A 13,279-nucleotide genomic window follows, 5' to 3' on the forward strand; every position below is an offset into this window, starting at 1 on the left:
TCCATGAGCCTTAATCTCATCAAGCTGTGCGTCGGTGCCGACACGATCGAGGACCTCGAGGCGTGGCGCGCAAAAATCGCGCCCGGCGACAAGCCCATGTATCACGTCACGCGCATGAGCCCGAAGCGGGGCGATGAGCTGCTCGATGGCGGCTCGCTCTACTGGGTCATCAAGCGCGTGATACAGGTGCGCCAGCGCATTATCGGGCTGGAAGAAGTGACCGGCAGTGACGGCATTTCGCGCTGCTGCATCTGGCTGGACCGCGAACTCATCCGCACCGCGCCGCGCCCGAAAAAGCCGTTTCAGGGCTGGCGCTATCTGACCAGCGCCGACGCCCCGCCTGACCTGTCCTCGCCCGCTTCAGGGGGCGAGGATCTGCCCGATGATCTGCGCGCCAAGCTGATCGAAATGGGGGCGTGGTAGGGGTTTTGCCGGCTCTTCGCCCTTCCCCTCGTCACCCCCACGCAGGTGGGGGTCCAGAGATCATAGGGCTCAGACGGTGGTCGTGGCTCTGGGTTCCCGCCTGCGCGGGAACGACGAGAAGATGAACAGGCTGCCGGGGATTGATGCCTCCTCACGCGCGTTTCACCGGCGAAAGCCGGTGCCCAGCGTTTTTCTGGACCCCGACTTTCGTCGGGGAAACGCAGGAAAAGGTAGCGTTGAGTGCTGCCGACTTCCCGGCGCGCAGCGCCGAAAAGCGCGATCCCCCGATCGGGGCCGGGGACGGGCCTTCGCGCCCGCGACTGCCTGCCCCGATCGGGGGTTCGCGGAACATCGCAACGCGGATGCGTTGTGGAACTAAAAACTACCCCCGCCGTGCCGGGTTTGCCGGCACATTGTCGATGAGGCGCGTCTTGCCGACCCGAACGGCGGCCAGCACGCGCGCCGGGCGGGCCAGCGGACCTTCGCCGACAATTTCCAGCCGGTCAGCGTCACGCACCTCGATATAGTCGACCGCGTCAAACACCGATGACGCCAGAATGCGCGCATGTTCCAGCGCTCTTGCCGCCGGTTCGCCATCCTCCAGAGCGTGGGCGAGATCGCGCAGGATCACGTTGAGGCGGCCTGCGCGCATGCGCTCGGCGGGCGAGAGATAGACATTGCGCGAGGAGAGGGCGAGCCCGTCCGCCTCGCGTTTGGTCTCCACGCCCAGCACTGTCACCGGCAAAGCCAGATCGCTGACCATGCGGCGGATCACCATGAGCTGCTGATAATCCTTCTCGCCGAACACGGCGATGTCGGGGCGGACCTGTCCGAACAGGCGCGCCACTACGGTCGCCACGCCGGCAAAGAAATGCGGCCGGGCATCGCTTTCAAGCCCGATGGAAGGTCCCTCTACCGATACGGTGGTGGAAAACCCGTCCGGATAGACCTCCTCCACCGAGGGCGCATAGAGCAGATGGCAACCGGCAGCGGCCAGCAGGGCGGAATCGGCCTCCAGCGTGCGCGGATAGGTGCCCAGGTCTTCATGCGCGGCAAACTGGGTGGGATTGACGAAAATGCTCACCACCACGCGGTCGCACACCTCCATCGCTTTCAGCACCAGCGCGATATGGCCCTCATGCAGCGCGCCCATGGTCGGCACAAAGCCTACCCTGTGGCCGTCTGCGCGCCACTGGCTGATCTCGCGGGCGAGGCCCTCGGCAGTATGGACGGCGGGGCAGTGCAGGGCAGGCAGCATGAAGGAACTCCGCAAGACAGCGCCGGGAAGCTAGACGGAGCAATATGCTGGAGGCAAGGCACCGACTCGGCGCACATTGCCCGCGACATGATCAGACTGGCTCTTCCCATCTTCGGCGCTTTGGCGCTGGGCGCGTGTAGCGTCACCGGCGGCCATGCCGGGCGTGATGCTCCGCCCGATGCGCAGCAGGCGCTCCGCCTTGCCGCCGCGTTGAACGCGGCGGCGCGCGTCAATGACCCTGTGCTGGCGCATGTAACCGGCGAAATGGACGCGCTGGAAGCCGCGCTCGCGCGCGGTGTGCCGCTGGCCGAAGAACCGCCCGCAGAGGCCGATGAAGCGTCGCTGGCGCTGGTGCCGGCTCCTGATGCGGGCGAGGGGCAGAGCCTTCTAAGCCTGCTGCATGGCATACATCTGGCCTCCTACCGGGAGGAACGCCATGTGGCCGAGGGCTGGCGGGCGATGCAGGGTCAGCACGCCTCGCTTTCCGGGCTGCAGGCGCGCTATGTGCCGGCTGATCTCGGCGAACGCGGCGTCTATCTGCGCCTGCTGGCTGGCCCCTTTGACAGCCCGTCCGAGGCGGCTGCTGCCTGCCGGGTGATACAGGCCGCGCAGAGCTGGTGTGCGGTGACGGCATTTGACGGCACGCCCATTCTCTCCTCACAGTGATTCACTGACTGTCTGCATCATGTGTTTGCGTGGCGCGCGGGCAGGGTTATCTGTTGAGTGAAGACGCGTCGTTTCGGAACCACTCCGCCCATGAACTCACCGGCCGGCCTGCAGATTTCACGTAACACCACGCCGCAGGCACCGCGCGCGGGCGTGCGCGAGGCGCATGTGATCGTCGTGGGCAATGAGAAGGGCGGGGCGGGCAAGTCCACCGTTGCCATTCACGTGGCCATTGCCCTGATGCGCATGGGCCATATGGTGACGGCGATTGATCTTGATCTGCGTCAGGCCAGCTTCACCCGCCATCTGGAAAACCGCACGCGCTGGGCCAATACGCGCGGCGTGGACCTGCCCATTCCCGATCAGGTGGTGATGCGCCCCAGCCTGTCGCGCGACATGGATGTGGCCGAGGCCGAGGAGCGTGCCGCCTGGGAACGTGAACTGGCCAGCCTGAAGGCCCGCAGCGACTTCATCGTCATCGATGCGCCCGGCCATGACACGCATTATTCGCGCCTGGCGCATTCTTCGGCGGACACCATCATCACCCCGGTCAATGACAGCTTTGTCGATTTCGACCTGCTGGCCGATGTCGACCCGGAAACCTTCGAAGTGGGCCGGCCCAGCGTCTATTCGGAAATGGTGTGGAATTGCCGCAAGCAACGCGTCGCGCGCGATAAAAAGCCCATCGACTGGGTGGTGATGCGCAACCGGGTCTCCACGCTGGATGCGCGCAATACGCGCCGTGTGGCCGATGGTCTGCGCAAGCTGTCTGAACGGATCGGTTTTCGCATTGCGCCGGGCTTTTCAGAGCGCGTCATCTATCGCGAGCTGTTCCCGGTGGGCCTGACCCTGCTGGACCTGACCGAGAGCGGCTCGGCCATTCCCTTCACCATGAGCCATGTCGCCGCGCGCCAGGAATTGCGTGATCTGCTGATCGTGCTCAAACTGCCGGCACTGGCGGGAAAACCCTTCCCCTTCTGATGGCGCCGGAATGAATATTCTGTTTGGAGTTCTGATCGCGCTGGGCGCGATGGTGCTGCTGGCCTGGCTGTTTGCCAGGGCCAAGCCCTCGTCCGTGGTGAAGATCGGGCGCAGCGTGGCGGCGGTCTTCGTGATCCTGCTCGGCGTGCTGATGACGATGCGCGGCATGGGTATTCTGGGTGTGCCGATGGTGCTGGCCGGGATCGGCTTTCTGCTGACCGGCACATGGCGCGGGCGTCCGGGGCTTGGCCGTGGCGGGCAGGATGGCACGGGCCGCGCCCAATCACGCGCCTCACAAAGCGAGACCATGAGCATTGCCGAGGCACGCGCCACGCTGGGTGTAGAGCCTGGTGCCAGCCATGACGAGATCCAGCGCGCCTATCGCGAGATGATGAAGAAGGTCCACCCCGATACCGGCGGCAGCGGCGCGCTCGCCCGCCGTGTGCAGATGGCGCGTGATTTGCTGATCGGGGATTAGGTCTTACGCGCCCTGATTGACGGCGAAGCAGGCTTCGTTAAGCCGGGCAAGGTCGGCGCAGACCTGACGGGCCGTGGCCGGGTCTATCGCTTCAAAGCGTGCCCGCCAGAGCGAGCGGCCATCGCGCACCACTTCTTCGGTAACCTGCGTGGCTCCGGACAGGGCAGGAGCAAGGCCGAGCACCGTCTCAAGACGTGCCTGCGCCACGGCGCGCGAACCGAACGCGCCCACCTGCACCGCCCAGCCGCCGCTGGACGCTCTGGGGGCGGGCTGGCTGGCGGATGCTACGGGTAGCGTTGCCGGAGCCGTTGAGTCAAAGCGTACCCTGTCACTGCCCGCATCGCGGCCCGGACGGGCAAGATCCGGGATATCCTCGACCACGATGCGCACCGGCGGAGCCGCCTCGCCATTACCGGCAGCGGCTGACCCCATCGCGGTGGGGCCGGGCAGGCCGGACAGCTCGGCGGTGAGGATTTCCTGTTCGCGGATCGGGCTGATGCGCGGGGAGTTGAGGCTGGCCAGGATCATGCCGTCGCGCCGGGCATCAAATGTGGAGAAGGCCGCTTCGACCAGCTCGGTCGCGTGCGCATCGCGCACCGGTCCGGTAGCGCCGCCCATCACCACCGTGACGAGGCGGCGGCCATCGCGCTCTGCGGTGACGGCGATATTGAAGCCTGACGCGCGGATATAGCCGGTTTTCAGACCGTCCACGCCGCGCACCCGGCCAACAAGCGTGTTGTGCGTGGTGTAGGTGCGGCCCGCATGGGAAAAGCTGCGCTCGTTGAAATAGTGGAAATACTGGGGGAAATCGCGGTGCAGGGCGTGGGCCAGCCGCGCCATGTCGCGCGCGGTGGTGCGCTGGCGGGCATCAGGCAGGCCGGAGGCATTGCGGAACACGGTCGCCGTCAGGCCCAGCTCCACGGCGCGGTCGGTCATGGCGGAGGCGAAGTTTGTCTCGCTGCCGCCCAGCCGCTCGGCCACCATCACGGCGACATCGTTGGCGCTGCGTATGGTGAGGGCGCGGATCGCCGTCTCGACACTGATCGTGCCGCCAGCGGGCACACCCAGCTTTGAGGGCGGGCGCGAGGCGGCTTCAGCCGACATGGTCAGCTGGGTGGCAAGGGTCAGCTCGCCGCGCTCCAGCGCCTCGAACAGCATGTAGAGCGTCATCATCTTGGTCAGCGAGGCCGGGTAGCGCGACGCATCAGGCCGGCGCGCATGCAGGACTTCGCCGGTATCCATGTCCGCCACGAAGGCGGCGTACCGGTCCTGCGCAAAGGCAGGCGCGCCCGGCACCAGAAGCGCGAGCGCAAACACCACAAGACAGGCGGCGAGATGACGAAGTTTCATAGGCCCGCACGATCACCGCAATGCGTTGACGGGCCGTTAACCGCCTTACACAAAAGGGAAATGGTGCGCTGCACAAAAATTTCTTGACTTTGCAGGGGCGATTCCACATATTTGCTGCAGTTGCGAACTAGCCAGCAGGACCCAGTCCCATGCCGACCGACGCTGTAAACACCCAAGCCGAGACCGCCACACCGGAAGCAAAACCCGTTGTGACGAAGGCGGCGGCCAGCGCCCCGAAGGCCAAGACGCCTGCTGCGAAAACTGAAACCAAAGCCAAAACGGCTGCCGCACCTGCGAAGAAAGCGGCGCCGTCCCCGAAGAAACCCGCGTCCCGTAAGCCCTCCGCCCCCCGTAAGTATACGGGCGCTGCACAAGGAAACACTGTCATGGCCGCTGCCAAGAAAGATCTCGCCAAGGAAACGTTTGAAACCTTCACCGCCGCGTCGAACGACGCTGTGAAAGACGGCATCGAGAAGTCGATGGCCGCTGTGAACGATCTCAGCGCCTTCCACAAGAACTCGGTCGAAGCCGTGATCGCCTCTGCGACCACCGCCTCGAAAGGCTTTGAAGAGCTGAACGCTCTGGCCGCCGGCTATGCCAAGAAGTCGATGGAGGACGGCATGGTTGCCGCCAAGTCGCTGGCCTCTGCCAAGTCGGTCCAGGAAGTGATCGAGATCCAGTCCGACTACACCAAATCCTCGCTGGAAGCCTATCTGGCCAGCGTGAACACGGTCTCCGACCACGTGTCCTCGATGATGAAAGACTCACTGAAGCCGCTCAACGAGCGCTTCGCGGCTGCCGTCGAGCTGATGCAGTCCCAGCGCTAGTTTTCTAGCGCCTACAGATTTCCGGCAGGCGAGGGGCCAATCCCTCGCCGCTGGTGACAAGTCCTCCCTGACTGGCCCGGCTCTGCCGGGCCATTTTTTTTGTTCGGGATGCCTGGTCCGTTTAAGGGGCATCGGCCACTCCAACAGATTGTCATCGCCCGCGCATGCGGGTGATCCATGCCTGAGAATTTCAGCTTGCATTGTTCTTTGCAGGCATGGGTTCCCCGGACCTCGCTGGCGCTCGGCCGGAGAATGACAACCGCTACAACGTCCGATCTCGTCATTCCAGATAAGCGCTTCGCTGCGGCCGGAATGACGAGGGGGAGGGGCGCGGCGGTGATTGGACGGTCCAACATGTTCGCGTTTTCCCGGCGAGAGCCGGGATCCAGAAACAGACTGGGCACCGGCTTACGCCGGTGAAACGCGCGTGAGGAGGCATCAATCCCGGCAGCCTGCTCATCTTCTCGTCGTTCCCGCGCAGGCGGGAACCCAGCTTTTTATCTCTGGGTCCCCCGTTCCCCGTTTTCACGGGGACAGGCGGGGCGGGGGACCCCGGTGGATGGGTCAGCGCTTAGATTGGAAAAGTCGCGGGCGCGCGTTCGCGCTCTTCGGACGGCGTAACGCCGTCCGCAAGGCCGACCGGCCGCCGGGCACTTTTGCCCGCACCGACCGAGCGGAGGCGAGGGAGGACAAGAAAAAAATGGTGCCGGCGGAGAGGATCGAACTCCCGACCTTCGGTTTACAAAACCGCTGCACTACCGCTGTGCTACGCCGGCCAATGCGCATTGCGCGCTGCGTCATAAAACGAAAGCGGCGCGCCGGGCAAGCGCGCCGCTGCCGCACACAGTGTCAAAGCCTCACTTGCGCCAGACCAGAATGGCCGAAGCCGCCAGAATGCCCAGCAGGAGATGCACCGCATCGAGCGCGAGCGCGCCCTTGGTCATCGCGATGCCATAGGCAAAGCCGTAAAGCAGCGTGCTCAATGAGAAGCCTGCCCAGACGATGAATCCAATGCGCAAATGCGCCTTCAATCCGCTGGCACCCGCCGTCTGGAACAGGGCGGCCAGCCCCAGCACGGTGAGGATGGGCATGACCGGCCCCAGGAACATTTTCCATTCATGGCCGGCAAAGCTGTCGGCCGTATAGCCGTACTGCTCCATCCAGAAGGTGGAGAAGAGAAGGCCGTAGATGAGAAAACCTATGACGTAGATAGCGACCGCTGCGGCAATGACCGCTAGAAGGTCGTGACCGAAAATTCTGGGCATGAGTGTTTTCCTCCCCGTCCGGGGCGGCTATTGCTCCGCCCTCGAACTGTCCTTGTTGGCGCAAATCGCGCCAGCCTTAACCATACGCCCATCGGGGATTCGCCGCCATGGCCCGCATACTGATTACCTCCGCCCTGCCTTACATCAATGGAATCAAGCATCTGGGCAATCTGGCCGGCTCCATGTTGCCCGCCGATGTCTATGCGCGCTTCCAGAGGATGCGGGGCCATGAGGTGCTCTATATCTGCGCCACGGATGAGCACGGCACGCCGGCAGAGCTGGCCGCCGCTGCTGCGGGCCAGGATGTGCGCACCTATTGTGACGAACAGCACGAAATCCAGAAAGAGATTGGCGAGCGCTTTGCCCTGTCCTGGGATTATTTCGGCCGCACCTCCTCGCCGGAAAATGCGCAGCTGACCCAGCACTTCGCCGAAGTGCTGGAAAGCCGCGGCCTGATCGCCGAGATCGTTGAAAAGCAGATCTATTCCAAGGCCGACAAGCGTTTCCTGCCGGACCGCTATGTGGAGGGCACCTGCCCCAATTGCGGCTATGAGAAAGCGCGCGGCGACCAGTGCGACAATTGCGGCAAGCTGCTCGAACCGACCGATCTCATCAATCCCTATTCTACCATTTCCGGCTCGCGTGATCTGGAAGTGCGCGATACGCGCCATCTCCAGCTTCGCCAGAGCCAGATGGAGCCGCGCCTGCGCCAATGGGTGGACGAGGCCACGAACTGGCCGCAGCTCGCCCGCTCCATCGCCTATAAATGGCTGGATGAGGGCCTGCGCGACCGCACCATCACCCGCGACCTCTCATGGGGCGTGAAGGTGACAAAGGATGGCGCACCCCGCGATGGCTTTGAAGACAAGGTCTTCTATGTCTGGTTCGATGCGCCGATCGGCTATATCGCGGCGACCGCTGAATGGGCGAAGGCGACGGGGAATGACTGGGAGCGCTGGTGGCGCAACGACAAGGGCGCGGGCGATGTCTCCTACGTCCAGTTCATGGGCAAGGATAATGTCGCCTTCCACACGGTCAGCTTCCCCGCGACGATCCTCGGCTCTGAAGAACCGTGGAAGCTCGTTGACCGCCTCAAAGCCTTCAACTGGCTCAACTGGTATGGCGGCAAGTTCTCCACCAGCCAGAAACGCGGCGTGTTCATGGATGCGGCGCTGGATCTGCTGCCGTCTGATTACTGGCGCTGGTATCTGACGGCCAATGCGCCGGAAGGCTCTGACACCCAGTTCACCTGGGAGAGCTTTCAGGGCGTCATCAATTCCGATCTCGCCAATGTGCTGGGCAATTTCGTCAACCGGATCACCAAATACTGCGCGGCGAAATTCGACGGCCAGGTGCCAGCCGCCGGCACACCCGGCGAGGCGGAAGCCTGGATCGCGGCCGAGCTGTCCGAACGGCTAAAAGCGCTCAGCGCCCATTATGAGGCGATGGAGTACCGCAAGGCGGCGGCCGAGACCCGCGCCATCTGGGCTGCAGGCAATGAATACCTGACGAAGGCCGAGCCGTGGGTAAAGTATAAGAGCGATGTCGATGCGGCGGCCGTGGGCGTGCGCACCGGCCTCAATCTGGCGGCGCTGTTTGCCATTATCGCCCAGCCCATCATTCCCGACACGGCCAAGAAGGTTCTGGACGCGCTCGGCGTTCCTGAAGACAGGCGCAGCTGGCCGGACTGGCAGGACAAGACCCTGCTGGACGCCCTGCCGCACGGCCACGCCATCACCCCGCCCGATGTGCTCTTTGCCAAGATCGAGGATGCCTCGGTGGAGGAGTGGAAGGCGCGGTTCGGCGGGGAGTGATTTTTCCCTCTGGCCTCTCAACCTCGTCACCCCCACGAAGGTGGGGGTCCAGAAATCATGGAGCGAAGGCAGTGCCAAATGGCTCTGGGTTCCCGCCTGCGCGGGAACGACGAAAGAGCTACCCCATCCCCCTCCGCCCCGCCTTTACCAGCTCCGCTGTACGCGTCTCGATGGCGGTTTCCAGCGCGGCGATGAAGGCTTTGGGGTCATCGCCGGGATAAATGGGATCGAGGAATTCGATGATCGCGAGGCCGGGACGGAACTCCCATTTCTGCTGTGGCCAGAACACACCCAGATTGGTAGCAACCGGGATGACGGGCCGGTTCAGCACCCTTGCCAGCTGATAGACGCCCAGCCGGTAGCGCTTCTTGCGGCCAACCTCGCTCAATCCCCCTTCGGGGTAGATCAGCACATCACGGCCAGAGCGTTGAAGCGCCTGCAAGCCGGTATCAAGGCCGCCATTGGTGCGCTTGCCGCCCGCATTATCGACCACCACGGCTTCGGCGCGCGTGAGTATCCAGCCCACCAGCGGGTATTTGAGCATGTGATCGCCGATCACATAGGTCAGCTCGCGATGGCGCGAGACCAGGCATATCCCGTCGCCCCAGGACTGGTGTTTCGACGCGATCACCGCAGGCTCGGTATCGGGCAGCACGTGCAGGCGGCGCACCAGCAGGTTCAGCCCGCAAAGGGCCATCCAGCCGGTCATGGCGCGGCAATAGAGCCAGATCGCGCCAACCGTCGCCCAGCGTCCGGGGATCAGGGTGGCGGGCGCAACGACCAGCAGGCCCATCATCACCGAGATGAACCAGTAGCCGGAATGGAAGATATGCGTTCGCAGGGCGCTCTCCCTTGCCGCGTGAGGGGGCTATGATGGAACGCGCAGCGATTCCGTAAAAGGGGAGGGCGCATGCCGCCAAAGAACATCGCCATTGCCGGGTGTGGCCCGGCCGGGCTTGCCGCTGCGCTGCTGCTGCATCGTGATGGCCACCGCGTGGCGCTCTATGAGCGGTTTGAAACGCCGCGCCCGATTGGCTCTGGTCTTCTGATCCAGCCGACGGGGCTGGCGGTGCTGGAAAGGCTGGGTCTCGACACCGCGCTAAAGGCCCATGCGGCCTGCGTGGAGCGCCTTCTTGGCAAGGCGGTGCGGTCGGGCGCGACAGTGCTGGACGTGCGCTACAGCGCCCTTGGCAAGCCCTTGCGCGTGGGGCTCGGCATTCACCGCGCGGCGCTGTTCTCGATCCTTTATGACGCCGTGCTGGCCGAGGCCATTCCTGTCCATACATCCGCCGAGATCATTGGCAGCGAGCTTGGCGCAAACGGCCAGCGCGCGCTGGTGATGGCCGATGGGAGCCGCGAGGGGCCGTTTGACCTGATTGTCGATGCGCTGGGCACGCGCACGCCGCTGGCCCCGCCGACGGGCAAGGAGCTGGAATACGGCGCGCTCTGGGCGAGCCTTGACTGGCCGGATGCGTCCGAGCTGAACCCCCACGCGCTGGAGCAGAGATACCGCGCCGCCTCCATCATGGCGGGCGTCCTGCCCATCGGCACCGCGCCGCATGACCCGAAGGCCAAGGCGGCGCTGTTCTGGTCGATAAAAGGCGCGGATGTGGCCGCGTGGCGCGAGGCGGGGCTGGAGGCATGGAAGGCGCAAGTGCGCGCCGTCTGGCCGGCCGTCGAGCCGCTGCTGGAGCAGATCACGGACACAGACCAGCTCATCTTTGCCCGTTATGCGCATCGCACGCTGAAAAAACCCGGCGAAACGGGCCTCATCCATATCGGCGATGCCTGGCACTCGGCCAGCCCCCAGCTGGGGCAGGGGGCAAATATGGCCCTGCTGGATGCGTGGGCGCTCGCGCTGGCCTTCCGCGAGAGTTCGGATGTTCCCGGCGCCATCGCCCGCGCGATCGCCTATCGGCGCTTCCATGTCTGGCTCTATCAGGTGCTGACGGCCTTCTTCACGCCGGTCTACCAGTCTGACAGCCGCTTCATCCCCTTCCTGCGCGACCGGCTGGTCGGGCCTGTCTCCAAGGTCTGGCCCGCGCCGGGCATACAGGCGGCTCTGGTCAGCGGACTGGTCGGAGCGCCGCTGGGGCGTCTTGATCTTGCCTGAAACCGCGTCCCCGCCTTGACATTGGCGGCGTGGCGATGCCTTTTCCGCGCTGATTTCCGTCCCTTGTTTCCGGGCGGGTTCCGTCACCCGTTTCCACTCTCGTTCCAAAGAGCCCTGACCCATGTCCGTTACCAAGACCCATTGGCGCACCCATACCTGCGGCGAGCTGCGCAAGACCGACGTGGGCAATGATGTCACCATCTCTGGCTGGGTGCACAGAAAGCGCGATCATGGTGGCCTCTTGTTCATCGATCTGCGCGATCATTACGGGCTTACCCAGTGCGTGCTGGAGCCGGATTCAGAGCATTTTGCGCGCCTTGAGCGCCTGCGTGTGGAGAGCGTGGTCACGCTGACCGGCAAGGTGGTTGCCCGCAGCGAGGACACGGTGAACAAGAATTTGCCCACCGGCGAGGTGGAGCTGCGCGTGGAAGGGCTGACCGTCCAGTCCGAGGCCGAAGAGCTGCCGCTGGCCGTGTTCGGCGAGCCGGACTGGGCCGAGGAAGTGCGCCTGAAACACCGCTATATCGATCTGCGCCGCGAGAGCCTGCACAAGCGCATCGTGCTGCGCTCCAAAATCATCGACTCCATCCGCCGCCGCATGATCGAGCAGAATTTCGTCGAGTATCAGACGCCGATCCTGACCGCTTCCAGCCCTGAAGGCGCGCGCGACTATCTGGTCCCCTCGCGCATCCATCCGGGCAAGTTCTACGCCCTGCCGCAGGCCCCGCAGCAGTTCAAGCAGCTCATCATGGTCTCCGGCTTTGACCGCTATTTCCAGATCGCGCCCTGTTTCCGCGACGAGGATGCACGCGCCGACCGCGCGCCGGGCGAGTTCTACCAGCTCGACATGGAAATGAGCTTTGTCGACCAGGAAGACGTGTTCGGCGTGATCGAGCCGGTGCTGGCGGGCCTTTTCCGTGAGTTCGCCGATGGCCGCGAAGTGAGCGATGACGCATTCCCGCGCATTCCTTACGCCGAGGCGATCCGCACCTATGGCTCCGACAAACCGGATCTGCGCAACCCGCTGAAAATGCAGGCCGTCACCGAGCATTTTGCCGGTTCCGGCTTCAAGGTGTTTGCCGGGATGATCGAGAAGAACCCGGCTGTCGAAGTGTGGGCGATCCCCGCACCGACGGGCGGCTCACGCGCGTTCTGCGACCGGATGAATAGCTGGGCGCAAAAAGAAGGCCAGCCCGGCCTTGGCTATATCTTCTGGCGCGAAGAGGGCGGGCAGCTCGAAGGCGCTGGCCCCATCGCCAAGAATATCGGGCCGGAGCGCACCGACGCCATCCGCAACCAGCTTGGTCTGAAATCGGGTGAAGCCGTCTTCTTCGTCGCGGGCCAGCCCAAAGACATGTACGCCTTTGCGGGCCGCGCGCGCGACATTGTCGGGCGTGAGCTCGATCTGTGCGAGAAGAACGTGTTCCGCTTCTGCTGGATCGTCGACTTCCCGATGTATGAATGGAATGAGGACGAGAAGAAGGTCGATTTCTCCCACAACCCGTTCTCCATGCCGCAAATGGAGGCCGAGGCCTTCATGGCGCTCGACCCCAAGGACTCCGACACGCTGCTGGGCCTGAAAGCCTGGCAGTATGACATTGTGTGTAACGGGGTGGAGCTGTCGTCTGGCGCGATCCGTAACCACCGCCCCGATGTGATGCTCAAAGCCTTCGAATTTGCCGGCTATGGCCCCGAAGTGGTCGAGGAAGCCTTTGGCGGCATGCTGAACGCCTTCCGCTATGGTGCTCCGCCCCACGGGGGTATCGCGCCGGGCGTGGACCGGATCGTCATGCTGCTGGCGGGCGTCGAAAACCTGCGCGAGATCGTGATGTTCCCCAAAGACCAGCAGGCCCGCGATCTGATGATGAACGCGCCAGCTTATCCGGAAGCGCGCCAGCTGCGCGAGCTGCACCTGCGCACCGTGCTGCCCGACGCGAAGAAGGGGTAGGGCATTCTTCCCTGATGCTCCGGGGCATCCGCCCCGTCGCGCCTCGCATTAGCTCGGACGCGCGGTCGCGCTTGCGGGCCGCTCTGCGGCCCGAGAGGCCGACCGGCCGCCCGCGACTTTTCGCGGAACATCGCAACGCGGATGCGTTGCGGAAAC

12 protein-coding genes and 1 tRNA gene are annotated in these 13,279 nt (G+C 64.3%); 8 read left to right on the forward strand and 5 right to left on the reverse strand.

All coding sequences use genetic code 11. From position 1 onward, the window contains the following. Positions 1 to 3: 3 nt before the first annotated feature. Positions 4 to 423, forward strand: a complete 420-nt coding sequence (locus tag ACQ5ID_RS02705) for a DUF1489 family protein (protein ID WP_429910938.1) — start codon at positions 4 to 6, stop codon at positions 421 to 423. A gap of 382 nt (positions 424 to 805) precedes the next feature. On the opposite strand, the gene panC is transcribed toward ACQ5ID_RS02705, so the two are convergent. Beyond that, positions 806 to 1,681, reverse strand: coding sequence for a pantoate--beta-alanine ligase (gene panC / locus ACQ5ID_RS02710; protein ID WP_429910939.1), 876 nt, complete (start codon positions 1,679 to 1,681; stop codon positions 806 to 808). Between the two features lie 87 nt (positions 1,682 to 1,768). Here panC and ACQ5ID_RS02715 point away from each other — a divergent pair, with 87 nt between their 5' ends. From ACQ5ID_RS02715 to ACQ5ID_RS02725, 3 genes are all read left to right on the forward strand, one after another. Next, positions 1,769 to 2,347, forward strand: a complete 579-nt coding sequence (locus ACQ5ID_RS02715) for an SPOR domain-containing protein (protein ID WP_429910940.1) — start codon at positions 1,769 to 1,771, stop codon at positions 2,345 to 2,347. Between the two features lie 90 nt (positions 2,348 to 2,437). Next, on the forward strand, positions 2,438 to 3,328 hold the full coding sequence (locus ACQ5ID_RS02720) for a division plane positioning ATPase MipZ (RefSeq protein WP_429910941.1): 891 nt from the start codon (positions 2,438 to 2,440) through the stop codon (positions 3,326 to 3,328). Between the two features lie 10 nt (positions 3,329 to 3,338). Continuing rightward, entirely contained in the window at positions 3,339 to 3,806 is a 468-nt protein-coding gene (locus tag ACQ5ID_RS02725; protein WP_429910942.1) for a J domain-containing protein, read from the forward strand. Between the two features lie 3 nt (positions 3,807 to 3,809). Here the strand turns inward: ACQ5ID_RS02725 and ACQ5ID_RS02730 are convergent, their stop codons facing one another. Next, positions 3,810 to 5,156: a serine hydrolase gene (locus ACQ5ID_RS02730; protein WP_429910943.1), complete on the reverse strand. Its 1,347-nt coding sequence runs from the start codon at positions 5,154 to 5,156 to the stop codon at positions 3,810 to 3,812. Positions 5,157 to 5,542: 386 nt separating this feature from the next. On the opposite strand from ACQ5ID_RS02730, the gene ACQ5ID_RS02735 reads away from it, so the two are divergent. After that, positions 5,543 to 5,983 carry a phasin family protein gene (locus ACQ5ID_RS02735; RefSeq protein WP_429910944.1) on the forward strand — a complete coding sequence of 147 codons (441 nt, stop codon included), beginning with the start codon at positions 5,543 to 5,545 and terminating at the stop codon, positions 5,981 to 5,983. A 701-nt stretch (positions 5,984 to 6,684) separates the two neighbouring features. Here ACQ5ID_RS02735 and ACQ5ID_RS02740 read toward each other — a convergent pair. Next, positions 6,685 to 6,759, reverse strand: a tRNA-Thr gene (locus ACQ5ID_RS02740). A gap of 81 nt (positions 6,760 to 6,840) precedes the next feature. Beyond that, positions 6,841 to 7,248 carry a DUF1761 domain-containing protein gene (locus ACQ5ID_RS02745; protein ID WP_429910945.1) on the reverse strand — a complete coding sequence of 136 codons (408 nt, stop codon included), beginning with the start codon at positions 7,246 to 7,248 and terminating at the stop codon, positions 6,841 to 6,843. A gap of 107 nt (positions 7,249 to 7,355) precedes the next feature. On the opposite strand from ACQ5ID_RS02745, the gene metG reads away from it, so the two are divergent. Further along, a complete protein-coding gene (gene metG, locus ACQ5ID_RS02750) occupies positions 7,356 to 9,062 on the forward strand; it encodes a methionine--tRNA ligase (protein WP_429910946.1) in 1,707 nt (568 codons plus the stop codon). A 118-nt stretch (positions 9,063 to 9,180) separates the two neighbouring features. On the opposite strand, the gene ACQ5ID_RS02755 is transcribed toward metG, so the two are convergent. Beyond that, positions 9,181 to 9,858, reverse strand: coding sequence for a lysophospholipid acyltransferase family protein (locus tag ACQ5ID_RS02755; RefSeq protein WP_429910947.1), 678 nt, complete (start codon positions 9,856 to 9,858; stop codon positions 9,181 to 9,183). Between the two features lie 114 nt (positions 9,859 to 9,972). On the opposite strand from ACQ5ID_RS02755, the gene ACQ5ID_RS02760 reads away from it, so the two are divergent. Both ACQ5ID_RS02760 and aspS read left to right on the forward strand, forming a co-directional pair. Then, entirely contained in the window at positions 9,973 to 11,175 is a 1,203-nt protein-coding gene (locus ACQ5ID_RS02760) for an FAD-dependent oxidoreductase (protein WP_429910948.1), read from the forward strand. A gap of 121 nt (positions 11,176 to 11,296) precedes the next feature. Beyond that, positions 11,297 to 13,123, forward strand: a complete 1,827-nt coding sequence (gene aspS, locus ACQ5ID_RS02765) for an aspartate--tRNA ligase (RefSeq protein WP_429910949.1) — start codon at positions 11,297 to 11,299, stop codon at positions 13,121 to 13,123. The last annotated feature ends 156 nt before the right edge of the window (positions 13,124 to 13,279 follow it).

The organism is Glycocaulis sp., from assembly GCF_050485565.1.
GTDB lineage: Bacteria > Pseudomonadota > Alphaproteobacteria > Caulobacterales > Maricaulaceae > Glycocaulis.

Coding starts and splice junctions, on each gene's coding strand:
- ACQ5ID_RS02705 (WP_429910938.1), top strand. CDS start 4: ATGAGCCTTAATCTCATCAAGCTGTGCGTCGGTGCCGACACGATCGAG.
- panC (WP_429910939.1), bottom strand. CDS start 1,681: ATGCTGCCTGCCCTGCACTGCCCCGCCGTCCATACTGCCGAGGGCCTC.
- ACQ5ID_RS02715 (WP_429910940.1), top strand. CDS start 1,769: ATGATCAGACTGGCTCTTCCCATCTTCGGCGCTTTGGCGCTGGGCGCG.
- ACQ5ID_RS02720 (WP_429910941.1), top strand. CDS start 2,438: ATGAACTCACCGGCCGGCCTGCAGATTTCACGTAACACCACGCCGCAG.
- ACQ5ID_RS02725 (WP_429910942.1), top strand. CDS start 3,339: ATGAATATTCTGTTTGGAGTTCTGATCGCGCTGGGCGCGATGGTGCTG.
- ACQ5ID_RS02730 (WP_429910943.1), bottom strand. CDS start 5,156: ATGAAACTTCGTCATCTCGCCGCCTGTCTTGTGGTGTTTGCGCTCGCG.
- ACQ5ID_RS02735 (WP_429910944.1), top strand. CDS start 5,543: ATGGCCGCTGCCAAGAAAGATCTCGCCAAGGAAACGTTTGAAACCTTC.
- ACQ5ID_RS02745 (WP_429910945.1), bottom strand. CDS start 7,248: ATGCCCAGAATTTTCGGTCACGACCTTCTAGCGGTCATTGCCGCAGCG.
- metG (WP_429910946.1), top strand. CDS start 7,356: ATGGCCCGCATACTGATTACCTCCGCCCTGCCTTACATCAATGGAATC.
- ACQ5ID_RS02755 (WP_429910947.1), bottom strand. CDS start 9,858: ATGATGGGCCTGCTGGTCGTTGCGCCCGCCACCCTGATCCCCGGACGC.
- ACQ5ID_RS02760 (WP_429910948.1), top strand. CDS start 9,973: ATGCCGCCAAAGAACATCGCCATTGCCGGGTGTGGCCCGGCCGGGCTT.
- aspS (WP_429910949.1), top strand. CDS start 11,297: ATGTCCGTTACCAAGACCCATTGGCGCACCCATACCTGCGGCGAGCTG.